Consider the following 25,460-nt stretch of genomic DNA (forward strand, 5'->3'; position numbering starts at 1 on the left):
TGCTGCCCTGTAACAGGCTCATTGGAAGCTCTACCATAGTACAATAAGCACTTCCTTATGGCCCAGAAAAGACAGCTTGTTCTACATCATCCCGACTAAGAGAATACTTAAATGAGCGTTGGATATCTTGTCCATTTTCTCCAGATTGAACATATCGCACTACAATTTGCTCAACATCGAGCCATAATTCAGCTTGCCAATTAGGTCGCTGTACACGCCAGCAATGCCTTTGTGTTTCGTCTTGTTGACAGCCTTGGTCTTTTAGCCACTGCTCAATTTGTGGCAGGGGATGATTATATAGAGGAGTATCAGAGGGAAGAAGAGCCATAGGAATTTTAGGTTTTGGATTAGGGAATTGTTTAATTTTTAATTATCAGATGGGTAATTAGTTGCGACATATAGGTAATCTGCTGTTGTACAGATGTAGTTGATTGCAACAAATGGGAATGGAGCGCAGCCTCGCCACGAGTTAAGCCAATGGCAACTGCTAATAACAGACAACCTACAAATGTTAACACCAGCATAAATAAAGCAAAGATTTCGCCAGATGATAAGGGGCGATCGCTCGCATCGAGGTAAGCTGATTTTGACCAGTCATGAGAACGCGAGACGGGATGATTCAAATCAGGGGGTGGTTGAATCACTCCAAAGCGGGAATAGCCAATTTTGAAATCGTAGCTTAATCGGCGTTCTGGATGGCTAAGGGTGGCGTAAGCTTCGTTGATTTGCTGAAATTTGGGAGTGGCGATCGCAGTCGGCAAGTCTGTAGTATCAGGATGATAAAGCTTGCTCAGTTGCCGATAAGCGCGACGAATGTCAATTACCGATGCCCAGGGATGCAGTCCTAGCAGAGAGTAATAAGTTGGTTCGCTGCTTTGTGGCATTGCCCCGTTTTGATTCACATCTGTTTGAGTCACTTTGCTCAAAGATATTTTTTATATTTTAAATCCTTTGTGAATTTGAGAAGACACAGCAGGTCTCAATACGTTCGGATAAGTATTTTTCACTTTCTTTGTGGTCTGGGGAATGGGTTTGCGGGTAAAGGGGAAAGGATGTATTCAAAACCTTTCACCTTTACCCCTTACCCTTTAACCGAACCGTCTATTCTAAGTCCTCAAAATCAGGTCTCCTCACAAGATCAATAGTTCCCAATGCCCAATCCCCGTTTACCTTGTAATTCTCCGCATATAATTTCCCCACAACTGAGCCGCTTGAGCACTGCTGCCAGATGTCGGGGAATTATTGTCGTTTCCCAGCCAAACGCCAGTTACAAGTCGCTGACTGGGGATAAAACCAATAAACCACAAGTCAACGTTTTTATCAGTTGTGCCAGTTTTACCAGCTTCCCCTAGTCCAATGGCAGCACTACGACCAGTGCCTCTTGCGATTACACCGCGCATCAAACTAGTCATTTCATCGGCGACATTAGTTGTCAACACTCGTTTGTTAGCACCTGGATCTTGGTCGAAAGAGTAGATTACACGACAGGTTTTGATATCATTGCGATCGCTGCAATCACCACTGTCTAAAATTCGGCTAATGGCATGGGGAGGATTCAACACACCGCGATTGCCAATCGCGCCAAAAGCACCAGTCATTTCCAAAACATTAACTACACTTTGACCCAGTACCAAGCCGGGAACTGGATCGAGGTTTGATTTTATCCCCAAACGCTGCGCCATGGCCACAACTTTATCCAGCCCGACTTGTCTGGCAACTCGCAAGGCGATGGGATTTTCTGAAAGTGCCAGCCCGGTGGCAATATCTAAACTTGCGTCAGCACCAGCACGACAAGGTTTATAAGTAAACCCTTGCCAAGTTAAAGGGGCACAAGAATAACTTTTTGATTCTGGAATTCCCTGTTGAATAGCAGCAGTGTAAGCAAAGATTTTGAAAGTGGAACCTGGTTGTCTTTTGGCTTGAACAGCACGATTGAACTGACTTTTTTTGTAATCAGTCCCGCCTACCATTGCGAGGATACTGCCTGTACTAGAGTCAAGAGTGACTACTGCTCCTTGAGAAAAATTAAAATTTCTACCAGAGTTGTTGACCGAATTACTTAATGCTGCTTCTGCTTGTCTCTGTATGGCTGGATCGAGCTTGGTTTCAATGATATAGTTTCCCTCTCTTGCAGCTCCCTCCCCTAAAATTGATTCGAGTTCAGAGAAGACATAACTGTAAAAATAAGGTGCGATCGTTTTAGCTTGCTGTTCGCAGACTTTAGGACTAATTTGGACAGTGGAGCGTCTAGCGCGGTTCGCATCCTCTGCTTTAATTTTGCCCATCTCCAGCAACCGCTTAATCACACGATTTCGGTATTCAGCCGCTTCTAGTTTATTTGGCCCATCCCCACAAAAATCGAAGGCGTTGGGAGCAGGTAAAATTCCTACCAATGTTGCTGCTTCTGCCAAAGTTAATTCTTTAGCCGACTTCTCAAAGTAATATCGGGCTGCATCCTCAAAGCCAGAGGTATCCCCTCCCAAAAAAACCCGATTTAAGTACATCAGCAAAATATCATCTTTGCTGTAAAAGGTTTCGAGCTTGAGGGCGACAACTGCCTCCCGCAATTTGCGGCCAAGGGTATCCTGTCTACCTACATACTCGCGGAACAAACTGCGGGCAACTTGCTGGGTAACAGTGCTGGCTCCTTGTTGCACATCTCCGCTACGGCTATTAATCAACACAGCTCGTAAAATCCCTAAAGGATCAACCCCAAAGTGCCAGTAATAACGACTATCCTCTGAAGCCACTACCGCAGCAGGCAAATAAGGGCCAAATTCCTCTAATCGCTTCATGTCTACATGAGAGATTGTCCGAGGCTCTCTCAGGGGAGTGGCTCCATCACGGGCGTAAACAACTACTGGGGCGCGTGTCGCTGTTGGTAGAGGTTTGACTGAAAATTTCAGCCATTCGACGCCAATTACTAACGTTAATAGGGCACTGACACCACCAACTCCATAAGCTGTCCAACTTGCAGCTTTGACATACCATGCTGGTGGATCGACATATTGCAACCGCACAGAAGCGGCGAGTTCTGGGGGTCCCAGAGTCAGAATATCGCCGTGACGCAGTTCTAGAGAACTAACACGACGCTTGCCACGATAAATACCATTGGTGGAGTTTTCGTCTTTGATCGTGAAAACTGGTGTGCGTTGAGTAGAATTCCGCGATAGTGACAGGTGAATTTGGCTGACAACCGGGTTACGGATAACGATATCGCTGGATTTGGAACTACGACCGAGAATATAGCGATCGCCCAACAGTGGATATACTTCTGCTTTATCCGCCCCCGCATCCTGCACCCAAAGTTCTGGTACTTTGGCATTAGGCTTGAGCGCCAATTTTGAAAAATCGACCCTAGCTTGAATCGTATGTACTGCTTGAGTCAGTTGACCTAGTAACGTTTGTGGCTTGTGAGGGGGTTGGGGAGAACTCATCGGCTATTCACATCACAGTTTTTAATGAAGAATCGGGCGAATTACAATCAATTTTAGATGTTAGTCTTTCATCATTTTACTCATAAGCCAAAGCATAAATTAGCTCTACGGAGCTTTTTGATTTAATTTATACTTAAAATTATACTATAACTATAATATATTTGTAATTTTCATCACTTCTCTACATAAGGAAATATTGTTTATGTATTCTCAGAAGCTTATCTAAGCTAGTATTAATCCTTCAGTAGCTACAAGTACAATTTTTATTGTTGTATTTTTAAACACCAGTTATTAATAAAGAACTGATTTAAATTTTACCAATTTTACATATCCACATATTCTGAAACAAACCTAAATATCTTCATTTAGGAGGATTTTCTAAATCTTGATTATCTGCTTTAATAGGGCGAGTGTTCCGTTGAGGTTAATTTCAGAATGATGGGAAAATCTCTGACCCTGATTGGTACAGCTTTATCTTTGGCACTTACCACTAATATTGCTGTAGCCGAATCCAGTAAATCCCCCATAGCCCAATCTAGTAGCGACTCCACTAGTGCACCAGCGGAAATTAAGATATCACCAGAAGGGATGAAAATTCTGTGTGAAAAATCTCCGCTTAATTCACGTTGTCCCGGCGGCACAGCACTCACCCCTAGCGCTCCTGGTAGCACTACAACACCAGCAGAAACAACACCAGCAGAAACAACAACGCCTGATAGCACTACCACTCCTGATAGCACAACTGCACCAGGAACCGCTCCTTCTGAATCTGGCACTCCCGAAAGCACTCCAGCACCGGCACCTGAAGGCGCACCTAGTAACTTAACTCCAACACCAGGAAGCGTTACTCCAACCCTACCTGAAGGCGCACCTAGCAACTTAGCTCCAACGCCAGGAAGCCCAACCACTCCTGAAAGCGCACCTACTACTCCTGGCAGCACTACCGAACCAGGTAGCTCAACTACACCAGAACAACCTGGCACTCCTGGCAGCACTACTGAACCAGGTAGCTCTCCTAGTACTCCAGGCTCTAGTTTGCCAAAAGCTCCTACCACAGGTAACTAAATCTAAAGCTGGGGCATAATCTAAATACTAGTGTGCCATCAGCGATCGTCGGTGCATCTTTCTTGAACTCTTGTTTCTTGAACTCTTGCACCAGTTATGTAAACTGGTGTCAGGTGACAAATAAAAATTGATAAAACCTTATACGTAAAGTCTTCGCATATAAGACTAAGCAAGGGTTTCACTAAGTCAATAGCCTGGGATTAATCATCCCAGGCTTAATAGTTTAATGGGATCTGCCAGTTGAAGTGGGTGTTTTTTGCAAGGAAGCGATTAACAGGCAAACAATACCGATACTAATAAATGAATCTGCCACATTAAATACAGCAAAGTTAATCAGGCGAAAATCAAGAAAATCAACGACGTAGCCTAAAACGAAACGATCGATACCATTGCCCATAGCTCCACCTAAAATCAAGCCATAGCCTAACTGATCCCACAAATTTAATGTTGGGCCAATTAACGCCAATGCTATCAATACTAAACTCACTCCTAAAGATAGCCAGCGCAACCACTCTACTTTCCCGCTCAACAGACTAAAAGCCGCACCAGTGTTAGTAACATACGTGAAGTGAAATATCCCAGGCAAGAGTGGTAGTGTCTGCCCCAGGCTAAAGCTTTGTACTACCCAGTACTTTGTTATTTGGTCTAAGAAAAAAGCAATGAAGGCAGCGATCCAGAAAAGACGATTTTTTAAATGCATGGCGAATTAGTCATTGGTCACTTGTACTGAGCGTTCGCGTAGCGTCTCGTAGAGAAGCCTAAGTATTGGTCGTTGGTCATTAGTCATTGGTCACGTGTACTGAGCGTAGTCGTTGGCGTGGTAACAGAGCGTAGTCGTTCGCGCAGCGTCTCGTAGAGAAGTGCAGCCTCTCCAAGAGTTTTATTAGTCATGAGCTTTTGACAAATGACAAAGGACGAAAGGCAATAAACTAATAAAACATTAAGTGACGCAATATATATGCTATTACAGTAACTGCACAAACCACGGTTAGTTGACCTGGTAGTGCAAACCAGGAATATCTAAGGATTGCTTGCATCAAGGGTAGATTTTCTGTGCCTTTCCACTGAAAAAAATAGCTAATAATCAAATAAGTAATACCGCATAGGTGGAGAGTTAACAAGCCACAGACACAACTAAAGGCAAGAGTTTCTAGTCGAGGTCTTGCTTTAAAGGCAACTAAGCCACAAATCCAAGCTCCAGGAATAAAGCCTAGTAGATAGCCAAACTGAGACAGCTTGACATAACCAATACCGCCGCCATCGGCAAATACTGGTAATAAGGTTAACCCTATGACTAAATAGGCAATTTGCGAGAGCGCACCCGCATTTTTGCCTCCTAAACAACCCACTAACAATACTGCGCCAATTTGAAAAGTGACACCTAAAGAAAAAGTCTGAATTCCGTGCTGACTCCAAGTCCAAGGAAAGGTGATGCCATAAACTTCTAAGAAGGTACCACCCATTGTCAGGAGTAAGCCAATCATAGACCATAGTAATTGATTGGAAGCAGCAAACATTTATCAGGCAACCAAGGAAAAGCAAAAGGGAAAACCAACAGCAACTAGCATATTCATTAATATTGAAATGAAATTTGTGCTTACATCTTAAGAACTAGCATATTTTCTTTTGCTTTTTTGGTATTGTAATTTTTCAGTTCTAAGAATTGTAGCTGAGGTGTCTATTATCTGATTTTCTTGGCTGAGACGTGCTGTTAATTCTGGTATTAAACCTAAAATATGGTAAATTAACATTATGGATATAAGTATTTATACTAATTTTGCAGAGCAGTGCCTAAATTTGGCTACAAAGTATTTAATGCTTTATCTTAATTCTTAATTAATATTTATATACTTTTTTATGACTTGACCAACAGAGATACACTAACAATAAATTTTTGTAAACAGGTATAACAAACTTCCTTTAGTAATATTTCTATCTTAAACTTAAAGTAAGGTATAAAATTTATCAATAAAAACTAGAAACAAGGGTTTGCTCTTCATCAAAAAAACAAGTATCTTTTTGCTTTGTTAACCTTTCGTTAATCTCTATTGTTGCTCTTTGGGAGTATCTTAGAAACGCTCACCTGAAAAGTTACTAAAAAATTGATAGCGATGCTCTCACGTCTTAGTGCAATAAAAACTCATCGCCTCACAGGTTCAATTTCAGTGTTAGCACTGACAATCAGCCTAGCAGCTTGTGGCGGACAACAAACACCAGATGGTACAGCCACCAAGGATACGCCTTCTGGTACAGCTACCGATACTACTGCCTCTAGCCCAGCTAAATTAGACCTTGGCGGAACCGTAAAGTTAAGCGGAGCTGGTGCGACTTTTCCGGCACCACTATACGATACCTGGTTCACTGATTTAAACAAAAAATATCCAAATCTGCAAGTTGACTACGCATCAGTTGGTAGCGGTTCTGGAGTTGAGCAATTTATCAAAGGCACTGTAGACTTTGGGGCCAGTGATGTTGCGATGAAGGATGAAGAAATTCAGAAAGTACCAGCAGATAGGGGTGTTATTTTACTGCCTGTGACTGCTGGTAGCATCGTACTGGCCTACAACTTGCCTGATGTTCCAGAACTTAAGCTGCCAAGAGCCGTTTATGCTGATATCCTACTAGGTAAAATTAAATCTTGGGACGATGCTCAAATTGCCAAAGCTAACCCAGGTGCAAAACTTCCTAAAGAGGCAATAACGGTCGTTTATCGTTCTGATGGTAGCGGAACCACTGGTGTGTTTACAAAACACGTCAGTGCTATCAGCCCGGAGTGGAAAAGCAAGATTGGCGAAGGAAAAAGTGTCAATTGGCCTGTAGGAGTTGGTGCAAAGGGTAATGAGGGTGTTACAGCCCAAATCCAACAAACTCAAGGTTCTATTGGTTACATTGAATATGGCTACGCCAAACAAAACAATCTCAAGTTTGCTGCTTTGGAAAATAAAGCAGGAAACTTTATTGTTGATACTGAACAGTCAGCCGCTAAAACTTTAGAAGCAGTAACCTTGCCAGAAAATCTTCGGGCCTTTATTGCAGATCCCGAAGGGGCTGATTCATATCCTATCGTGAGCTATACCTGGCTTTTAGTTTACAAAAAATATCCTAATGCAGCAAAAGCTAAGGCCATAGAAGCCGCTATCGAATACGCTTTAACTGAAGGTCAGAAGCAGGCTATTCCACTAGGGTATGTTCCTCTACCCTCAAATGTCATCACAAAGGTAGCTGCTGCTGCTGACCAAATCAGTCCAGAGTACAAAATTTCTGTTGCCAGTGGTAGTAGTGCTAGCAAGTAAGCAATAAAACATGCCTATCCAGTAGTAACTTTGCACACGGAGTTACTATTGTATAAGTCAGTTTAAATAGATGATGAGGCGACAATTTTACTAATCTGGTTGCCTCCCATATTTTTCTCTGATTTAATTCTGAAAGTCGGTATTCATGACTACAAATTCTCAAAATCTGTCATCAGCGATGAAAAATCGCTCTGACGCCGAAAAATCCCTAGATTTGGGTTTTATCTGGCTGACTAAAATTTTCGCTTTTGGGGTTGCTGGTACTTTATTATGGATTGGGTCGCAGGTTGCAATTGGTGCTTGGCCTGCCATTCAACAGTTTGGTGTCAGCTTTTTGGCCAATACCACTTGGAATCCGGTTAATGATACCTATGGGGTGCTACCTCAAATTTATGGAACTCTCGTGAGTTCTTTTATTGGGCTGCTGATAGCAGTCCCAATTGGTGTTGGTACTGCTATTGTACTGAGCGAGGATTTTTTACCTGCAAAAGTGAGACTGGTACTGGTTTTTGCGGTAGAACTACTCGCAGCTATTCCCAGCGTTGTCTATGGCGTTTGGGGTATTTTCGTTTTAGTGCCAATACTAACCAGCTTGGGAAAATGGCTTAATGCTTACTTTAGCTGGCTGCCATTTTTTGGCACTTCTCCTACAGGGCCAGGAATGTTGCCAGCGGGAGTCATATTAGCGATTATGACTTTGCCCATCATCACAGCTTTATCCCGTGATGCCTTGATTTCTGTACCCCCCAGCTTGCGCCAAGCCTCTATAGGATTAGGAGCAACCCGTTGGGAAACGATTTTGCAAGTTCTTATCCCAGCAGCCTTTTCGGGCATAGTTAGTGCTGTGATGTTGGGACTTGGCCGCGCAATGGGAGAAACAATGGCTGTAACGATGTTAATTGGCAACTCCAACAACATCAGTCTCTCTCTTTTTGCACCAGCCAATACGATTTCTTCTCTATTGGCAAATCAATTCTCAGAAGCTAGTGGTTTGCAAGTTTCGGCTTTAATGTATGCGGCTTTAATTCTATTTTTCTTGACACTAGTAGTCAATATTCTGGCAGAGTTGATCGTTCTGAGAGTCAAGCGAATATAGCTTAGTTTTGGGTTAAATTATGACTTCTAATTTTCCAGAGCGCAGTTTAACTCGCTCCGCCATGTCTCAAAGAACACTGTTTAATACAGTGATGACCGTAATCGCTTTTACTTGCGGAGTATTGGCACTTATTCCTTTGCTAGCAGTGCTTTCTTACGTTATTATTAAAGGCTTTAGCAGTCTGAATCTGGCCGTGTTTGTTGAATTGCCACCCAAAGCTCTCCAAAAAGGAGGAGGCTTTGGTAATGCAATTTTAGGCACGCTACTGATGGTAGGAATTGCTGCCTTGATTAGTATCCCCTTTGGAGTTTTAGGGGCGATTTACATCACAGAATTTAGTTCGGCGAGAGTAGCTAGATGGGTGCGTTTTTCGGCTAACGTCCTTAGCGGAGTCCCCTCCATTATTGCTGGGGTATTTGCCTATGGGATTGTAGTTTTGACAATGGTAAAGTTGAACTTAGGATCGTATTCAGCTCTAGCTGGAGGGTTTGCACTGGCAATTTTGATGTTGCCAATTATTCTGCGAACTACTGATGAAGCGTTGCAGTTAGTATCGCAAGATTTGCGACAAGCATCTGTAGGGTTGGGAGCGACTAACTTTCAAACTGTAAGTCAAGTAGTCTTACCAGCAGCTTTACCAGCTATTGTAACTGGGGCAACGCTATCGATCGCCAGAGCTTCTGGAGAAACCGCACCTTTGTTATTTACTGCTCTATTTTCTAACTTTTGGCCAGATGGTTTATTCCAACCAACAGCTTCACTGGCTGTTTTAGTTTACAAATACGCCATTTCTCCGTTTAAAAATTGGCAATCTCTAGCTTGGGCAGCATCTTTAATTTTGGTATTGATGGTTCTAATCACAAGTATCATCGCTCGCTGGGCAACTCGTCAAAAAGCTTAGTAAACAACCATATACATTGCAGATCCCCATCGCTTAAAGTAACACTAGATTTAATTTATGGCTACCAACACTAAGACAGTGAATGACACTGAAACCGTTTTACGGGCTGAAAATCTCAACATTTACTACGGCAAGTTTTTAGCCTTACAGAATATTTGGCTAGATATACCGAAAAATCAGGTGACTGCTTTTATCGGCCCTTCCGGTTGTGGTAAAAGTACGTTGTTGCGATGCTATAACCGCCTCAATGATCTGATTGAGTCATTTCGGGCAGAAGGTAAGATACTTTTTTACGATAAAAACCTGTATGCACCCGATATTGACCCTGTAGAAGTGCGTCGGAGAATTGGGATGGTATTTCAAAGACCAAACCCATTTCCCAAGTCAATTCATGACAATATTACTTTTGGAGCTAAAATCAACGGCTACAAAGGTGATTTAGATGAATTAGTAGAAACCAGTCTCAAAAAAGCAGCTTTGTGGGATGAAGTCAAGGATAAACTAAAGCAAAGTGGCTCGTCTTTATCTGGTGGACAACAACAGCGATTATGTATTGCTCGCGCGATCGCAGTCCAACCTGAAATTATACTGATGGATGAACCTTGCTCCGCTCTTGACCCCATTTCCACCTTGCGTGTTGAAGAACTGATTCACGAACTTAAAGAGCAATATACTATTGTCATTGTCACCCATAACATGCAGCAAGCAGCCCGTGTTTCTGATAAGACAGCCTTTTTTAATGTTCGGACTTCAGAGAAAGGAACCCGTAGCGGCTACATGGTTGAGTACGACGCAACAGAATTAATTTTCAACAATCCTCAACAGGAAGAAACCAGAGATTACGTCAGCGGCAAATTTGGATAAATATTTATTTCACATTGTTGATATTAAAGCAATGAGGGATACTCGGAAATTAAAGCTGTGCGATATTCCTCTATGTTTTTTATTTGAAGTACTTTTTTTCCCTAACAAACTTCATATTCATGTTGTCCGATGTCTATTACTTAGTGCGCTCAAAAACTGACGGGAATTATCTGATAGCTCGTCCTGATGCTGAAACATCGGGTTATTTATTGCTGTTTCAAGAAAACTTTGACGCCCTTAGCTATCTCAACACCCACGCAGCAGAAGTGGCAAATCGCTTTGCGGTGGAATCTATTGCGCGTACACAGCTGGGAAACTTGCTTAAACGCTGGGGTTTTAGCGGTGTGGGTATTGTGACTGACCCATTATTGCCCAAAATTGAGTTTTTACAACACAATTAACTAATTCGTAATTCGTAATTTTATATTAATTAAATAGTTGTGCGTAGGCGTAGCCCGTCGTAGACATCGCACAAGTAAAATCAGGCAATATGGGTGAACTCAATTCGTCACCATTGAATAACGTAGCAGCTAACTTTAAACTTGCTTGTTCGCGTCGATATACTTCCACTTGTTGCTTACGCCAATCTACAATCCAATATTCTCTGACTCCTCGTGATGAGTAGAGCTTAAGTTTTAGTTCTTTGTCCCGTTTTTCGTTTTCACTACCAGCAGATAATACCTCTACAACCAATTCTGGCGCACCAGTCAGTTCATAAATCATCTCGGTTAGGGGATTTACCTATTTTAGCCTGGGTGAAAATGGGACATTAGTTAGGAGTAAAGCTAAAATCCAAAATCTAAATTCCAAAAATATTGGGTGGAGCGCTCGCCCCACCCAACCTAAAATAATCTAATCATTAACTACTAATTCGCTACCTCAGCCACCTCAATAACTCGCCCTTCATAGTCCTTGACTAAAAAATTCAGGGGTTTGTGGTTACGAATCTTCAATTTCAAACCGCGCATTTCGATTCGCATTAAAATCATTTCCAGGCAGTCATGGTCAAAACAAACGTGGCGTTGTTGATTTTTGCTACCTAAACTCGCACCAGTAATGACGTGTAGCTGGGTGTTTTTCTTCAATTGATACCACAGCCCATCGTTAGCATTATTCATCATTTTGCTAGACAAGCTGGGCCCAGTAGACATATATAACGGATCGATGCCAGTTGCGCCTATAGTTTGTTCGTAGTTGTAGTAATAGTGCAATGGCACCTCAGCTGCTGGCAAATCTAGCAGTCCTTCATACAACTGTCGGGCAATCTCCAAATCTGACACCATTACAGTGTGTACTTTTGGGGCACTGGTGAGAAACATCCACATGGCACCAGCGTAAGCTGCTAGCAGCATTACCATAATGCCTTGGGTGGAGAACAGGCTATCTAAAGGCAGGGAAGGCAGAAAGGAGCCTAAAGTAAGGGGACTGAGCAGGAACGAGATCACACTAACTGCTATAACCATGAACAAATAAGGATTCTTTAAGAGAGTTGATTTTATGATTGTCGATTAAGACTAAAATTAAGTCCTTGTTTTTAGTTTATCAATACTCAACTAGTCTGAGTCTTATCTACAAACTGAGCAACACCAAGATATTATGCGATTAACTAGTAGTTCGCCAAGGAAACTTGGCGGGGTAAAGGGCAAGGGGTAAAGGGAAAAGATGTTTACTCCTTTAACCTTTAACCTTTAACCTTTACCCTTTTCCCAGCCTTCACCTAACAATTTTGGGTTGGCAGACTACTAGGGGAGTGCAATTCCCAAAACTATTTTAACAACTATCAACTCCAAGACTTGTGCAAATTCCTCATTTTCCCGAAGCTAATCACCCACTGGTGAAGTCGCTATTCCATCACAGTGACCATGAACTACTGACTCTGTTTCAGCGCTATCCAGATGCCGGAAAGTACTTTACGGTGATTTTTTGCCGCTATAGCCCCATAGTCTACACCTTAATTCGGCATTCGGCGCGATCGCCTGTGCAGGCAGATTATCTGTTTGCCCTCACCTGGCGACATATTTATTACGAACTCGGTGGACTAAAGTTAACTGATTCAGAATCAGGTGAGGAAGCTTTAACCATGCAGAATTGGTTAATTAATATGACAGCTTTCTGTATAAATGAGATTAAACTACCACCCACAGAAGCAATTCATTATTCTCTGCAAGCGACTTCACCGCCGCTATGGTGCTATGTACAACAGGCATTAGACCAACTACCACCAATTTTAAGATTAATCGTGTTAATGGCTCAAACCTTCCACTGGAGTGAAACTAGAATCGCTGCTTATCTACAAGCTGAAGGAGAAGCGATCGCTCCTAACGAAGTAGCCAATTTTCTCCAGGAAGGCTATCGTATGCTAGAGGACAAATTGCCCACAGATATCCGCGCTATATACTTTGGGGAAGATTTAGCTCAATCACAACTTAAGTAGAAATGCGTATATTAGTTGTCTTCAATTTTAAAACTTAAAACTTTTTCTTAGACCTTCTACTTAAACCCGCAACTTTACGGGTAATTTTTATGAAACAACGGCTTGTATTTCCCTGCCCAAAGGTAGGCTTAATTTGTGTAGGTGCGATTTCTTCTCCCCAGGTACTTTTACACAGCTTTTTACTGTTTGCTTTTTTGCTGAGTCCTGTAGCGGGTGCGGTTGATATTTCCGAACAACTCCATCGCCCTTTAAATAATTCCGTTGGACGACAATCAAGAAATGAAGCAGACAGCTTGCTGCGTATTGGTCAACAAGAATACACTTCAGGATATGCCGACAAAACAATTGCGTCTTGTTTGCGGGCATTAGAACTATATCATTCTATTGGCGACCTGAAAGCACAAGGTCTAACGTATAATTTGCTTGCGAAGGCTTATGTGCAGCTTGGTAGTTCAAAAGAGGCAGAAGATGCTTTCAGAAGAGGATTAGCGATCGCTCGTGATACTAAAGACTTTCAATCTCAGATTTTTGTGCTGAATAATATCGGTACATTTCTGCTGCAAAAAGGTGAATCTGCTGCTGCTGGTGAAACAATTGAAGATGCACTCGCAATTGCTCACGGGGTGAAAAATATTGAAGGTGAAGGACTGTCTTTGAGTAATTTGGGCTTGGTAAGTGCCAGGTTGGGAGATTATAACAAGGCGATTAAACTGTACGAAAATGCTTTAACTTTCCGCCGTCAGACTGGCGATGCCATCGGTGAAGCAAATACCTTGAATAACTTAGGAGATGCTTATTTAGCATCTGGAAATTATCAAGATACCATTGCTACTTATGGTGAAGCAATGCGCACAGCTAAAACCAACCGCGATCGCACTAATCAATTACGGGCAATTGACGGTTTAGTTACGGCTCATACTGCTGTAGGACGTTACGAACGCGCCTTTGACTTACTAGAGCAGCGTTTAGCACTCGCTAAAGAATTGCAAAATTTACGCGAAGAATTAAAATCTTTTGAATCTTATGCCCAGTTATATAAGCAACAAGGTAACTACCTAACTGCCCGCAATTTTTACGAAAGGGCAATTATACTGGCGCAGACATTGCAAGATAGCAGGCAAGAAGTGCAATTGCGGGATCAATTAACCAAAATGCTTCAGCGAAAGTAGCAATAAGACACCGAAAATCTTTTGCATTATTCAAAGTAGGGGCAATTCATGAATTGCCCCTACAGTTTTGTATAAGTTAATCCACGCCTTAGTTCTACTAATTCAAGAACACTGAACCGTTTCGTTCAATTCTCATCGCACTTCTGCCCTGTGTTGCATTGGTGGCTTCCTTAAATGTGACTTCCAAGCTTCCTGGTTCTGAAGAACCTTGTGGAGTCACTATTAATTGTCCGCCATCTTGTCGTTCAAATGTTACTGTTACTGGTGCTTTTAAAGCTTGTAGCGTTACATCTGACTTACCTTCTAGCGATCGCGGTGCTGTATCGCCAATCACTTGGAAAGTTATCTTAGCCGCAGTATCATTCACCAACCTGATATTAACCATACCATTAGTGAGTGCGATCGTCGCACTGGGGGTTTGCCGTGGTTCTAACAGTGGTTGTTGGTCATTGGAAACTGTAGGTGGTGAAGGTTCTTGATTTTGATCGCCAATTGGGCGTGGTGGTCTAGCACCTGGTTGTGGTGGTATGGGAGACACTTGTCCCTCAGCCGGCGGAACTGGGCGTGGTGTTCTAGCACCTGGTTGTGGTGGTACGGGAGACAGTTGCCCTTCAGCCGGCGGAACTGGGCGAGGTGATACGGGAGCCTGAGAGCGGTTGTAGGGTGGTTCGCTAAAAATACTGGGACTTGGGTTAACCTTGACAGTAGATTCTTGTGCTAATGCTTGAGGAATTGCTGGCAGACTAATTAGCAATCCCCCACAAATAGCGCCAAATAACTTGCTAGACTTGCGAAAATTTTGAGACTTCATATTTGTTCTTGACTCCTAAAAAAACTTCAATTTTTTTCTTACTAAAAATTTCTCCAGCCGGAAATTAAATTAAGTTTTATCAGTCGTTAACTACATCTAAACATTTAACAAACTACTCGATTTATCGCATCTAGCTAAGGATAAAGAAATAATCTAAAAAACTTGAAATATTTCATTCTCAAGATTTACAATCTTAACCATTGTCATGAAGCACGTTTTTGTAACAGTCAAATTCAATATACCGCTAGAAAATAAATTTCTTCGCTAAAAATTAAAGTCCAGTTGAATAGACTAAAATCTTACATCTATCACAGGAAATAAAAATTTATTAGCAAATTAAGACTCAAGAGTTATTGGTAAAGTGATAGTAAAGGTAGTGCCAATGCCTTGGGTACTTTCAACTTGAATATGACCGTGATGATGTTCGACAATAGCTTGAGCGATCGCTAATCCCAATCCTGAACCTGTAGCGCTGGCTGTCGCTGTATTCCCCGTCCTATGAGTACGTGCCGGATCTACTCGATAAAAGCGATCGAACAAGCGTGGTAGTGCTTCCGCTGGAATTCCAACTCCGGTGTCACTCACCTTAACTTGCAACTGGGCACTGGTGTTACGTAATCCAGAAACACGATTTATTCCTTCTATCCGCGCCAATTCCACTTTCACCCGTCCACCTGCTGGAGTGTAATGCAAAGCGTTAGCAATTAAATTTGTGAACAACCGCACCAATTGATCCCAATTACCTACAAGAGTAAACCAATTTTCCAGTAATTCGGGGCTAGTTTCAGAGATAGGAGGGTCAACTAAGTCTAGAGAAAGGGCGATTTTTTTCTCAGGGACTAACAATTGTTGTTCTTCAACTACTTCTATTAGCAAAGCGTCCAACGGACAAGGTGAAAAAGTATCTTTGCTAATACCACTATCCTGCCTTGCTAGGAAGAGTAAGTCATTGACTAACTTACCCAAACGCTGCGTTAACCGTTCTACCACCTTTAACTGTTGTCGATATTGCAAAGAACTAGTCGTTTCTGTTTCTGCTAAATCCAAGTCAGCAAGGGCAACTTGCACATTAGTTTGAATCAAAGTGATCGGACTTCTAAGTTCGTGGGAAGCATCAGCAGTGAATTGTTTAAGACGTTGATAAGATTCACCCACCGGTTCCATCGCTTTACCCGAAAGAAACCAACCACTTGCGCCTACAGAAAGCACCATTAACCCAATACCTAAAGCCAAATCAAAAATTAACTGGCGACTAGGTTTAGTAACTTCAAACCAGGGATGACTAACGCGCAGATATCCTAATACTTGTCGTCTCACTTCTACTCGTTCGGTAACTTGTCGCAATAAGAGTGGGGAGTTAGGAATTTTAAATTTTGAATTTTCACTTTCTCTCTTGACTACGCGCACAGTTTCACCAGTGCGATTGGCACGTATGGGAATATTTAGGGGTTCAGATAGCGTTGACCAAAGTAATTTACCAGTTGGACTAAACCATTCTAGGTCAATGTGATCATCTTCTACAGTATCGGTATTATCGCCAAAACTGGCTTCTACATTAATGCGAAATTTATCTGTATCAGCATTAATTGGCTCAAATATTAGTGTAGATGCACAACCACTGGTTGTCAGGCAACGCTCCACTATTTCTACTACATGGTTAAGGGTGTCATCAATCCGCTCAATCAGTGTACTGCGGACGTATAAATAAACGCCACTGGCAAACAGTAGTAGTAATACAGCAGTGACGGCAGTGTACCAGATTGCAAGACGGCGGCGAGTAGCTTGAAACATATTTCCACCTACTTCGTGTTAAGAATAATTGTAAAGTGCTTTTTATGATTAACAATTTTGCTCAAAACAATACTAGTTTGATTTTTTGCGATCGCATCAAATTTTGACGTTCAAAAAAATATTACTTTGTCTGCAAAAATAATATAAATATAACTTTGATTCAATTTGCTGAGGGGTTAAATCAAAACAAAAATTTAATCTTTGTATGCGGTGAGTTTCTACAAGTCTTATGCAACAAAGGGTAAGGGCTTTTAAAACCTAGTTTTTAGCTAAAAGTTATACCAATTTAAAAAAAGAATACAACAAATAGACCATTTGTAGAGACGCGAGGAATCGCGTCTTTACCCAAGAATGTGTTGCAATCATTAATTGAATTGGTATAACAATTGAGTATTTTTTATTTGCAAGTCACTTGAATACGAGACGCTGTACGAACGAGTAGTGCAGCGTTAGTTAGGAACGAGCATCTGGAGAAGCGTACATGATATTAAACCTCTACCAAAACGGCCTCGCGCAGCTTGCTAATCACATCACTCAGATTACCTGTATTCAGGCGGTAACTCAGAGGATGGGCAATCAACCGCGCCGTGCTTTGATACAGACTAGCAATTTCAATCAAACCATTTTCGCGTAAAGTCCGCCCTGTAGAAACCAAGTCTACGATCGCTTCTGACATTCCAGTAATTGGGCCTAATTCCACTGAACCATACAATGGCACTATTTCCACAGGTAAATCTAGGCTATGGAAATATTCACGAGCGCAATTCACATATTTTGAAGCAACTCTACCATGCGGTGGTAAATCTAAAGGCGATCGGTAAGAACTTGATTCTTTTACCGCCACTGACATCCGACAATGACCAAACTGTAAATCTACCAAGTGAGCAACTTGCGGCTGCTTCTCCCGCAGTACATCGTAACCAACAACCCCTAGTTGTGCCTGACCATATTCCACATAAACAGGTACATCTTGTGCCCGCACCAGTAAAGCTTTTGCAACTCCCTTAGTGTCAGGAATTTGAAGTTGGCGAGTTCCTGAATCTAAAAAAGCACTAAAATCTAATCCGACAGCTTGTAGCAAGCGGATGCTATTTTTAAGTAGTTCCCCTTTTGGCAATGCAACAGTCAGCATTTTTTTTATTGGTATCCTTAGCGTCTTGGCAGTTGAATAATATTGAGAATATCTCTATATGCTTACCACAAGCAGCATGAGAATTTTATTAGTTGATGATGAAGTTGAACTAACTCAACCCTTGAGCCGCTTGTTAACTCGTGAGGGTTATGCCGTAGATGCCGTTTATGATGGGACATCTGGCAGCGAACTTGCACAGACAGGTAGTTATGACCTACTTATTTTAGATTGGATGCTGCCAGGAAAAACGGGGTTAGAGATTTGTCAGGAATTGCGCCGCCAAAGCAAAACCACTCCCGTATTGTTTCTCACAGCTAAAGATACTCTCGATGACCGCGTACAAGGTTTAGATGCTGGTGCTGATGACTATTTGGTGAAACCTTTTGAGCTGCGGGAATTATTAGCAAGAGTCCGTGCTTTATTGCGTCGTTCCGGTACTCAAACCTATGAAACCACCACCGGACGTTTAACCGTTGCTGATTTAGAACTGGATTGTGAAAATCAAGTGGCCTATCGCCAAGGACGAATAATTGAGCTATCGCAAAAAGAAAGCCAGTTGTTGCAATATTTTATGGAACACACTGGACAACTTCTGACTCATGCCCAGATTATGCAAAATTTGTGGCAAGAGTCAGAACAACCCAGTAGTAATGTAATTGCGGCATTAATTCGTTTGCTGCGCCGTAAGATTGAGGTAGGTAAAGAAACTACGCTAATTCACACAGTCTACGGTAAAGGTTATCGTTTCGGTGCTTCCTCAGTAGAGTTAGTTTAGTGCCTAATACCAATTCTCTATGAAGATGCACAGAATAACACACTTGAAGCTCCATGCTAGACAAGGTAATTATTCTATGCAGGCTCACATAGATTTGGTATAACGGACAAGCTGTGGTAAGAACAATAACTTTATTTCTAACAACACGTCCATACAGCATTACCAATATTTTCAACGATTTTCTCTATTATTGGCTTAGTCAACAGTATAGTGGCGATCGCACTCCCAACATTCGTCATCACTACAAACTTACAGCAGTTTTCATTTAATTGAACCACAGCGTAAACCTGTTAAAATCACAAAAATTCAGCTTGTACTATTAAAATTTACCCAAAAGTTGATTAATTTGAAGTTGCAGTTTTTCTCTTAATTGTTGTGCCTGTTGATAGGCTACTGCACGCTCTTTCTTTGAGTGGTTATCTAATCCTGCTGGTTGCAAAGGTTGAATAAAGTAACGCAAACGAGTTTTCATTGCCCAAACTCCCATTGAGGGAAACAGAAGTAAGGCAAACATCAAAGGCGACAAAGGTAAGAATGGTAGTTTGACTAGTCGTTGTAACTTGATGAAATTAACAGCCCAAGGATGCAGAGATTCACTGCCGATGCAAACTACTGGCAGAATCGGAATATGATAGCGATCGCTCAACTGAATAAAGCTCACATTAAACTTTTCTAGTTGATAGCGTTTTCTCCAACCTTTCAAAGGCCCGCGAATACCTTCGGGTGCATATAAAAGAATTTTACCTTGGGCAATAGCTGATTCAAAATCATCTAATTCGGCTCGCACACCACCTAAAACCTGCGACCATTGAGATGGTAGCCACCAAATCACCCAAGGATGCTCAAATAACGCTGTATTTGCGATGGGTTGTACTACCCATCCTTTGGCTTCACTTAATAAATAAGCCAAGGTTAAAAAGTCCCAAGGAAAACACATTCCGGCATGATTCATTGCCACAATCAATGGCCCTGTTGGCGGCAAGTTTTCTACTTGTTGTAACTCTCCCCGAAAATAGTATTTAACGATAGGGGCTAGAATTTCTTTGCCAAAAGCTTGTTGATATTTAGGATCGAATTCACCAACTTCTTTTCGAGGTGAACGAAAACCCAGACGTAACCAACGACTCAGCAACGCTAGATAAAATCCGCCAGGAATTAAGAATAATCCATATTCTAGCCAATTCCAACCATCTGGATCTGGGTGATAGTGCTGCCAATGGCGATTGAATAAAATTAACCACCCTGGAGGATACCAAAGACAAAACCAATCAAACCAGTTAAATATATAGCCTTCACCTGGTGCATTTTCTAGTTGACTGTTTACTAACTTTTCGGAGCGTTGATTAATCAAAACAGTTAAAGATTAGGATTAGGCAAAAGAACTTTATTAAAAGTGCATTATAGCTTCTTAGTTTTGTAACTGCCATCATACCATAGAAGTACACGGTTAGGGGCACAACATATTCTGCCCTTACGATTATCTGTAACTTACCATTTTGCAATCTGTTGTAGTTGCTAAACTAGCGATATAAAAGCTTTCATCCAATACAAAATGAACTTGCATATAAATACTTTATATATAAAAAATATGAAAAATTAATCTCAATACAATTCATGAAAACATGATGCATCACCAAATTTTTAGCTGTGTGCGATGGCTGGTAATTATTTAGTTAAATCGCCTTAAATAATACTATTGGGAATCTTATACTAGGCAAAATTTAATGTTTATTTTAGATATACCTTCTACAGGCAACAGTAAGCCGTAAACACTGATAACTGAATATTGATGTTCCGCCAAAAGATGAAATTGATAACGACTGATGATTATTAAAATTCATCCTCAAGCTGGAGACGAATGGCGAGACATCTGTCCTACTCTTCCTACTATGGAACTAAGAAAACCACTCAAAACTCCAGATTTGATCCGTGAACTTCGGCAGCAACTCCATCTTTCTCAAGAAAAGTTTGCAGCCAAGTTAGGAGTTTCCCAACGAACAATCAATCGTTGGGAGAACGGATCTACAGTGCCTTCACAGATGGCACTAAAGCTGATTGAAGAAATGTTAGAGAGGATGGGCAAAGCAGATAAAAGATTAGCGAACGAGTATCTCCCAAAATCGGAGCAACGGGAGGACTCTTAAGATGATGGTGAAAGTACCTGAAAAATTTTTGATAATGCGTTATCGGTTCATAGCTTTTAGTGTGATGATTTTGGCAGTGATAACGGCGCTGCTGTTGACAAAAGTCTTACTGCCAGTTTTTGATCCGAGCGTATTTACATTATTTTATGCTGCTGTGGCAGTCAGCGCTTGGTATGGCGGTATGAGACTGGGAGTGCTAGCGATCGCTTTATCTGTTACAACTACACTCTATTTCTCGATCGATCCAGTCTACTCCTTCGATTTACTCAGCCTGAAAGTCCTGGTACGATTAACCACATTCTCACTAGTATCCTTCTTAATTACTGCGCTTTCTTCAGAGTTGCGAACTGCTAGACGCAAAGCAGAGACAAGCCTCAAGTTGTTGCAAAATAGCGAAATGCGGTTTAGCCGACTGGCAAAATCCAACATCATTGGGGTAATCGTAACTGATATGAACAACGGCTTTATTATCGAAGCCAATGATGCTTTTCTGAAAATGCTCGGCTATACGCGAGAAGATTTCTCGGCTAACCAAATAAACTGGCACGAAATTACCCCACCTGAGTATCTTCTTTTGAGCGAACGTTCTGTGCAAGAAGTAAAAACTACTGGAGTATGTAAGCCTTTTGAAAAAGAATACATTTGTAAAAATGGCGATCGCATTTCCGTTCTGCTCGGTTCTGTGATGCTGGGAGACACTCAAGAAACGGTCATTGCCTTTGTTGTTGATTTGAGCCAACAGCAAGCTGCGCTACGCGAACGCAAACAAGCAGAAGCGGCATTACAGCGAGCTAATCAGCGGAATACACGCACTCTAGAAAACATGAGTGATGCATTTATTACTTTAGACCGAGACTGGCGAATCATCTACCAAAATGCCGAAGCAGAGCGAATTAACGGTAAACCCCGGACAGAGGTCATTGGTAAGTCACACTGGGAGGAGTGGCCTATATCATTAGGTACGAATGTAGAGCATCAGTACCGACGGGCGATGGCAGAGCAAATTCCCGTCCATTTCGAGCATCACTACTACTTACCACCCAAATATGACTTGTGGCTGGAGATTCACGCCTACCCTAGTGAAGATGGTCTTGACATTTTCTATCGCGACATCAGCAATCGCAAACAAATAGAACGAGCTTTGCGACAGAAAGAGGAACGTCTGAAGTTAGCAAACGAGCGGTTTGAGTTAGCAGCATCTGCGGTAAACTGTCTGATTTATGACTGGAATATCCAACAGGATAGCGTTGAAAGAACCGATGGGTTAACCCGAATTTTGGGCTATTCCCTGCTAGAAGCTGAAGCAACTGGTAATTGGTGGTCTGAGCTTATCCATCCAGAGGATTTGCCAAGCGTACAAGAGGCGATACTTGCATTGGTAAATAGCGATCGCTATGCTGCCGAATACCGAATTCGCAACAAAAACAATCAGTATATCTATGTATTAGATCAAGGGATAGTGGTACAACGGGATGCAGATGGAAACCCGTTACGTTTAGTTGGCAGCACTACAGATATTAGCAAACGCAAACATGCAGAGAAGGCAGTCCAAGCAAGTGAGGAACGGCTCAGGAGTTTTGTGAAAGCGAATATAGTTGGCATTCTCTTTGGTGATGTGAATGGTAGCATCACTGAAGCCAACGACGAGTTTTTGCGAATTGTCGGCTATACCCAAGAGGATATCCAAGCAGGTAGATTAAGCTGGGCTGATATCACGCCATTTGAGTATCAATATTTAGATGAACTGGCTATTGCCGAAGCAATAGCGAAGGGAACCTGTACTCCTTATGAGAAGGAATTTATTCGCAAAGATGGTTCCAGCGTCCCAGTTATAATTGGCTACTCCCTTTTAGGAGAATCTCGGCATAAATCAGTCGCATTCATTCTGGATATTAGCGATCTCAAACAAGTTAAAAAAGCGCTGAGTCAGAGTCAAGAGCAATTTCAAGCTTTTATGGACAATATTCCCGCCGCCGCATGGATTACAAATGCAGACGGACGTGTACTTTACCTAAGTCCAACTTATTTCAGCACATTCAATGTGCCAATAAATAAGGCGATCAATAAAAACATTTTTGACCTATACCCAGTCCAAATCGCTCAACCCCTCCTCGATAACATTAGAATAGTTGCCGAAACTAATCAGGTTATTCAAACGATTGAGTCTGTCCCACGCACAGATGGCACCCTTGGCGAATTTTTGGTCTATAAGTTTCCCATTGCCAATGCGTCTGGTCAACGCCTGGTAGGAGGGGTTGCAATTGACATTACCGAACGCGAACGTGCCCTTCGCGAACGACAGCTTGCAGAACAAGCCTTACAAGAACGCAGTGAAAGACTTAAACTGCTTTCGGAAACAACCAGCGATTTGCTTTCAACCGAGCGCCCCTTGGATCTAATGAACAGCTTGTTTAGCAAACTCTCGGCGCAAATGGATTTGCATTGTTACTTTCACTATTTAATCGAGACACGCGAAAATAAGCAGAAACTCCGGTTAGTAGCTTGGAACGGTATTAGTGATGAAGTATTTAAAGCAATTGAATACCTAGAATTTGATGAAGGGATATGCGGACTAGTGGTGCAAGAACGCCGTCAAATCGTCGTCAATAATGTGCCGCACTCTACCCATCCCCATGCCAACATCCTCCATGCTTTAGGAATTACAGCCTATGCAGGTCAACCGTTAATTGCTCAGGGAAAGCTGCTTGGTGTCCTCTCTTTTGCCAGTCGCACCCGTACCAATTTCACTTCTGGGGAAATAGCTCTATTACAAGCAACTTCCGATCAGGTGGCGGTTGCTCTGGAACGCGCTCAGTTAATGGCTTCGTTACAGCGCCGGAAAGAAGAATTAATCCAAGCTAATCGAATTAAAGATGAGTTTTTAGCGGTGCTTTCCCACGAACTTCGCACGCCACTAAACCCGATTTTGGGATGGTCGAAATTACTACAAACGAAAAAGTATGATGAAGCAACCACTACTCGCGCTCTCGAAACCATTGAGCGCAATGCCAAGCTACAAACCCAATTAATCGAAGATTTACTGGATGTCTCTCGCATTCTTCAAGGTAAGCTGAGTCTGAATATTGCTCCTGTAAATCTAGAAACTGTGATCGCCGCAGCAATAGAAACTGTACGTCTAGCCGCTGAAGCCAAATCGATCGATTTGCGATTTACGATTTCAGACTTCGACGCGGGTACTCAGTCTTTCTCTGTGGGACACTACGCGAACGACAAGGCTCAGGAACCATCGAACGATTTGGGATTAGACAATTCTCAAATAAATTTAGACTCAATCGATTTTAATAAGCAACTTAACAATTTAAAATACCAAACTTCAAATTCTAAATTTTTAGTCAGAGGTGATTCCAGTCGCTTGCAGCAAGTCATCTGGAATCTAGTTTCCAATGCTATTAAGTTTACACCTCAGGGTGGAAAGATAGAAATCAGTTTAGAGTCTGTTGCGTCTCAGGTTCAATTGCGAGTCAGTGATACAGGTAAGGGAATTAGCCCTGACTTTTTACCATTCGTCTTTGACTACTTTCGACAAGCTGATGGCGCAACCACTAGAAAATTCGGCGGACTGGGCTTAGGATTAGCTATTGTTCGTCACATTGTCGAGCTACATGGCGGCACAGTTCAAGCAGAAAGTTTGGGTGAAGAACAGGGAGCAACCTTTACAGTCATGCTACCGTTAATCGAGGTCGATCTAAATAGCCATCAGATTGCCTCTCAAACCGATGATTTGCCCAATTTCAAAGGGTTGAAAGTTCTGCTTGTGGATGATGAGCGAGATACACGAGAGTTAATTGCCTTCATTTTGGAGCAGTCTGGTGCGGTAGTAATCCAGGCTGCATCTGCAATGGAAGCACTACGAATTATGCCTCAGTTCCAGCCAAATCTGCTGTTGAGCGACATTGGAATGCCAGAAATAGACGGCTATATGCTGATTCGTAAAATTAGAGCTATGTCATCAGAACAAGGAGGGGAAATTCCCGCGATCGCCCTTACAGCTTATGCTGGTGAGGTTGATTATCAACAGGCAATTGCCGCTGGATTTGGGCAGCATATCACCAAACCAGTGGAGCCAGCTAAATTACTTCGTGCGATCGCTAACCTAATTTATAGTTGTAGCAATTGTTGATTGGTAGAAAAACCGTGCAATCTTATGAGCGGTAGCAGTAATAGCTTTGGGAGCGCCAAAGCGAGAACGTAAATGACGATAAAACGTGCCCAAAGCAATCATGTTGACGGATATAGCTACATAAAACGATGTTGGGAAGCAATATCAATACCAGCAGCATTAGGATGAATTGGATTAAGCTTCAATGTACTGGTTACAGATTGGCGATTCGGAACTGAAGATTTCTGTTTTTTCTTTTCTTCATTTTAGTTCCCCTTGTCTCAAGCAGTATCAAAGTTGAGAGTATGCCTTGACCAAGGTTGACGGAATTATACAGTCTTCTAAACGGGATGAAGAGGGATACATTACCCAACAAGTTTAATAAACAAAAAGCCCCAAGCTGTGGAGCATGGGGCTTTTAGTATGAA

22 protein-coding genes and 1 pseudogene are annotated in these 25,460 nt (G+C 42.1%); 12 read left to right on the forward strand and 11 right to left on the reverse strand.

Annotation, left to right across the window (positions count from 1 at the left end):
* Positions 1-55: 55 nt before the first annotated feature.
* From RMX69_RS24930 to RMX69_RS24940, 3 genes are all read right to left on the reverse strand, one after another.
* Entirely contained in the window at positions 56-328 is a 273-nt protein-coding gene (locus tag RMX69_RS24930; protein ID WP_094351119.1) for a DUF3143 domain-containing protein, read from the reverse strand.
* A gap of 31 nt (positions 329-359) precedes the next feature.
* On the reverse strand, positions 360-884 hold the full coding sequence (locus tag RMX69_RS24935) for a J domain-containing protein (RefSeq protein WP_289799929.1): 525 nt from the start codon (positions 882-884) through the stop codon (positions 360-362).
* A 282-nt stretch (positions 885-1,166) separates the two neighbouring features.
* Positions 1,167-3,437, reverse strand: a complete 2,271-nt coding sequence (locus RMX69_RS24940; RefSeq protein WP_322639035.1) for a transglycosylase domain-containing protein — start codon at positions 3,435-3,437, stop codon at positions 1,167-1,169.
* 435 nt (positions 3,438-3,872) lie between these two features.
* Here RMX69_RS24940 and RMX69_RS24945 point away from each other — a divergent pair, with 435 nt between their 5' ends.
* Positions 3,873-4,502 (forward strand): hypothetical protein, encoded by a 630-nt coding sequence (locus RMX69_RS24945; protein WP_322639036.1) that lies wholly within the window; start codon positions 3,873-3,875, stop codon positions 4,500-4,502.
* Between the two features lie 223 nt (positions 4,503-4,725).
* Here the strand turns inward: RMX69_RS24945 and lspA are convergent, their stop codons facing one another.
* Positions 4,726-5,202 carry a signal peptidase II gene (lspA, locus tag RMX69_RS24950; RefSeq protein ID WP_289795760.1) on the reverse strand — a complete coding sequence of 159 codons (477 nt, stop codon included), beginning with the start codon at positions 5,200-5,202 and terminating at the stop codon, positions 4,726-4,728.
* A gap of 229 nt (positions 5,203-5,431) precedes the next feature.
* Entirely contained in the window at positions 5,432-6,019 is a 588-nt protein-coding gene (locus tag RMX69_RS24955) for a biotin transporter BioY (protein ID WP_289795759.1), read from the reverse strand.
* A 594-nt stretch (positions 6,020-6,613) separates the two neighbouring features.
* Here RMX69_RS24955 and pstS point away from each other — a divergent pair.
* From pstS to RMX69_RS24980, 5 genes are all read left to right on the forward strand, one after another.
* Positions 6,614-7,795, forward strand: coding sequence for a phosphate ABC transporter substrate-binding protein PstS (gene pstS, locus RMX69_RS24960; RefSeq protein ID WP_289795758.1), 1,182 nt, complete (start codon positions 6,614-6,616; stop codon positions 7,793-7,795).
* Between the two features lie 145 nt (positions 7,796-7,940).
* On the forward strand, positions 7,941-8,891 hold the full coding sequence (gene pstC, locus RMX69_RS24965) for a phosphate ABC transporter permease subunit PstC (RefSeq protein ID WP_289795757.1): 951 nt from the start codon (positions 7,941-7,943) through the stop codon (positions 8,889-8,891).
* 19 nt (positions 8,892-8,910) lie between these two features.
* Positions 8,911-9,792, forward strand: a complete 882-nt coding sequence (gene pstA / locus RMX69_RS24970) for a phosphate ABC transporter permease PstA (protein WP_289795756.1) — start codon at positions 8,911-8,913, stop codon at positions 9,790-9,792.
* 57 nt (positions 9,793-9,849) lie between these two features.
* Positions 9,850-10,656: a phosphate ABC transporter ATP-binding protein PstB gene (gene pstB, locus RMX69_RS24975; RefSeq protein WP_289795755.1), complete on the forward strand. Its 807-nt coding sequence runs from the start codon at positions 9,850-9,852 to the stop codon at positions 10,654-10,656.
* Between the two features lie 119 nt (positions 10,657-10,775).
* Positions 10,776-11,057, forward strand: a complete 282-nt coding sequence (locus RMX69_RS24980) for a hypothetical protein (protein WP_289795754.1) — start codon at positions 10,776-10,778, stop codon at positions 11,055-11,057.
* A 25-nt stretch (positions 11,058-11,082) separates the two neighbouring features.
* Here the strand turns inward: RMX69_RS24980 and RMX69_RS24985 are convergent.
* Both RMX69_RS24985 and RMX69_RS24990 read right to left on the reverse strand, forming a co-directional pair.
* Positions 11,083-11,367, reverse strand: a pseudogene (locus tag RMX69_RS24985) (Uma2 family endonuclease); the annotation flags it as partial.
* A gap of 155 nt (positions 11,368-11,522) precedes the next feature.
* Positions 11,523-12,119, reverse strand: coding sequence for a glyoxalase-like domain protein (locus RMX69_RS24990; protein ID WP_289795753.1), 597 nt, complete (start codon positions 12,117-12,119; stop codon positions 11,523-11,525).
* 332 nt (positions 12,120-12,451) lie between these two features.
* On the opposite strand from RMX69_RS24990, the gene RMX69_RS24995 reads away from it, so the two are divergent.
* Together RMX69_RS24995 and RMX69_RS25000 are read left to right on the forward strand one after the other, a co-directional pair.
* Positions 12,452-13,090: a sigma-70 family RNA polymerase sigma factor gene (locus RMX69_RS24995; RefSeq protein ID WP_289795752.1), complete on the forward strand. Its 639-nt coding sequence runs from the start codon at positions 12,452-12,454 to the stop codon at positions 13,088-13,090.
* A gap of 89 nt (positions 13,091-13,179) precedes the next feature.
* Positions 13,180-14,259: a tetratricopeptide repeat protein gene (locus RMX69_RS25000; protein WP_322639037.1), complete on the forward strand. Its 1,080-nt coding sequence runs from the start codon at positions 13,180-13,182 to the stop codon at positions 14,257-14,259.
* A 97-nt stretch (positions 14,260-14,356) separates the two neighbouring features.
* Here the strand turns inward: RMX69_RS25000 and RMX69_RS25005 are convergent, their stop codons facing one another.
* The 3 genes from RMX69_RS25005 to hisG all read right to left on the reverse strand — a co-directional run bounded on the left by RMX69_RS25005 (position 14,357) and on the right by hisG (position 17,993).
* Positions 14,357-15,070 carry a hypothetical protein gene (locus RMX69_RS25005; RefSeq protein WP_322639038.1) on the reverse strand — a complete coding sequence of 238 codons (714 nt, stop codon included), beginning with the start codon at positions 15,068-15,070 and terminating at the stop codon, positions 14,357-14,359.
* 336 nt (positions 15,071-15,406) lie between these two features.
* Entirely contained in the window at positions 15,407-16,861 is a 1,455-nt protein-coding gene (locus RMX69_RS25010) for a HAMP domain-containing sensor histidine kinase (RefSeq protein WP_322639039.1), read from the reverse strand.
* Between the two features lie 487 nt (positions 16,862-17,348).
* Positions 17,349-17,993 carry an ATP phosphoribosyltransferase gene (hisG, locus tag RMX69_RS25015; RefSeq protein ID WP_289795750.1) on the reverse strand — a complete coding sequence of 215 codons (645 nt, stop codon included), beginning with the start codon at positions 17,991-17,993 and terminating at the stop codon, positions 17,349-17,351.
* A gap of 76 nt (positions 17,994-18,069) precedes the next feature.
* On the opposite strand from hisG, the gene rppA reads away from it, so the two are divergent.
* Both rppA and RMX69_RS25025 read left to right on the forward strand, forming a co-directional pair.
* On the forward strand, positions 18,070-18,768 hold the full coding sequence (rppA, locus tag RMX69_RS25020; protein ID WP_322639044.1) for a two-component system response regulator RppA: 699 nt from the start codon (positions 18,070-18,072) through the stop codon (positions 18,766-18,768).
* Between the two features lie 113 nt (positions 18,769-18,881).
* Positions 18,882-19,037, forward strand: coding sequence for a hypothetical protein (locus tag RMX69_RS25025; protein ID WP_322639040.1), 156 nt, complete (start codon positions 18,882-18,884; stop codon positions 19,035-19,037).
* A 50-nt stretch (positions 19,038-19,087) separates the two neighbouring features.
* Here RMX69_RS25025 and RMX69_RS25030 read toward each other — a convergent pair whose 3' ends face one another.
* Positions 19,088-20,119 (reverse strand): 1-acyl-sn-glycerol-3-phosphate acyltransferase, encoded by a 1,032-nt coding sequence (locus RMX69_RS25030; RefSeq protein WP_322639041.1) that lies wholly within the window; start codon positions 20,117-20,119, stop codon positions 19,088-19,090.
* Positions 20,120-20,591: 472 nt separating this feature from the next.
* On the opposite strand from RMX69_RS25030, the gene RMX69_RS25035 reads away from it, so the two are divergent.
* Complete coding sequence (locus tag RMX69_RS25035) at positions 20,592-20,912, forward strand: helix-turn-helix transcriptional regulator (RefSeq protein WP_322639042.1); 321 nt, start codon at positions 20,592-20,594, stop codon at positions 20,910-20,912.
* Position 20,913: 1 nt separating this feature from the next.
* A complete protein-coding gene (locus tag RMX69_RS25040) occupies positions 20,914-25,053 on the forward strand; it encodes a PAS domain S-box protein (protein ID WP_322639043.1) in 4,140 nt (1,379 codons plus the stop codon).
* The last annotated feature ends 407 nt before the right edge of the window (positions 25,054-25,460 follow it).

Source organism: Nostoc sp. EspVER01 (assembly GCF_034530635.1).
Classification (GTDB): Bacteria; Cyanobacteriota; Cyanobacteriia; order Cyanobacteriales; family Nostocaceae; genus Nostoc.

What these genes read in the sequence shown, in the direction of transcription:
- pstB (WP_289795755.1), top strand. Translation starts at nt 9,850, where the DNA reads ATGGCTACCAACACTAAGACAGTGAATGACACTGAAACCGTTTTACGG.
- RMX69_RS24990 (WP_289795753.1), bottom strand. Translation starts at nt 12,119, where the DNA reads ATGGTTATAGCAGTTAGTGTGATCTCGTTCCTGCTCAGTCCCCTTACT.
- RMX69_RS25000 (WP_322639037.1), top strand. Translation starts at nt 13,180, where the DNA reads ATGAAACAACGGCTTGTATTTCCCTGCCCAAAGGTAGGCTTAATTTGT.
- rppA (WP_322639044.1), top strand. Translation starts at nt 18,070, where the DNA reads ATGAGAATTTTATTAGTTGATGATGAAGTTGAACTAACTCAACCCTTG.
- pstC (WP_289795757.1), top strand. Translation starts at nt 7,941, where the DNA reads ATGACTACAAATTCTCAAAATCTGTCATCAGCGATGAAAAATCGCTCT.
- lspA (WP_289795760.1), bottom strand. Translation starts at nt 5,202, where the DNA reads ATGCATTTAAAAAATCGTCTTTTCTGGATCGCTGCCTTCATTGCTTTT.
- pstA (WP_289795756.1), top strand. Translation starts at nt 8,911, where the DNA reads ATGACTTCTAATTTTCCAGAGCGCAGTTTAACTCGCTCCGCCATGTCT.
- RMX69_RS25040 (WP_322639043.1), top strand. Translation starts at nt 20,914, where the DNA reads ATGATGGTGAAAGTACCTGAAAAATTTTTGATAATGCGTTATCGGTTC.
- RMX69_RS24945 (WP_322639036.1), top strand. Translation starts at nt 3,873, where the DNA reads ATGATGGGAAAATCTCTGACCCTGATTGGTACAGCTTTATCTTTGGCA.
- RMX69_RS24955 (WP_289795759.1), bottom strand. Translation starts at nt 6,019, where the DNA reads ATGTTTGCTGCTTCCAATCAATTACTATGGTCTATGATTGGCTTACTC.
- hisG (WP_289795750.1), bottom strand. Translation starts at nt 17,993, where the DNA reads ATGCTGACTGTTGCATTGCCAAAAGGGGAACTACTTAAAAATAGCATC.
- RMX69_RS24980 (WP_289795754.1), top strand. Translation starts at nt 10,776, where the DNA reads ATGTTGTCCGATGTCTATTACTTAGTGCGCTCAAAAACTGACGGGAAT.
- RMX69_RS24930 (WP_094351119.1), bottom strand. Translation starts at nt 328, where the DNA reads ATGGCTCTTCTTCCCTCTGATACTCCTCTATATAATCATCCCCTGCCA.
- RMX69_RS24940 (WP_322639035.1), bottom strand. Translation starts at nt 3,437, where the DNA reads ATGAGTTCTCCCCAACCCCCTCACAAGCCACAAACGTTACTAGGTCAA.
- RMX69_RS25035 (WP_322639042.1), top strand. Translation starts at nt 20,592, where the DNA reads ATGATTATTAAAATTCATCCTCAAGCTGGAGACGAATGGCGAGACATC.
- pstS (WP_289795758.1), top strand. Translation starts at nt 6,614, where the DNA reads ATGCTCTCACGTCTTAGTGCAATAAAAACTCATCGCCTCACAGGTTCA.
- RMX69_RS25005 (WP_322639038.1), bottom strand. Translation starts at nt 15,070, where the DNA reads ATGAAGTCTCAAAATTTTCGCAAGTCTAGCAAGTTATTTGGCGCTATT.
- RMX69_RS25010 (WP_322639039.1), bottom strand. Translation starts at nt 16,861, where the DNA reads ATGTTTCAAGCTACTCGCCGCCGTCTTGCAATCTGGTACACTGCCGTC.
- RMX69_RS24935 (WP_289799929.1), bottom strand. Translation starts at nt 884, where the DNA reads ATGCCACAAAGCAGCGAACCAACTTATTACTCTCTGCTAGGACTGCAT.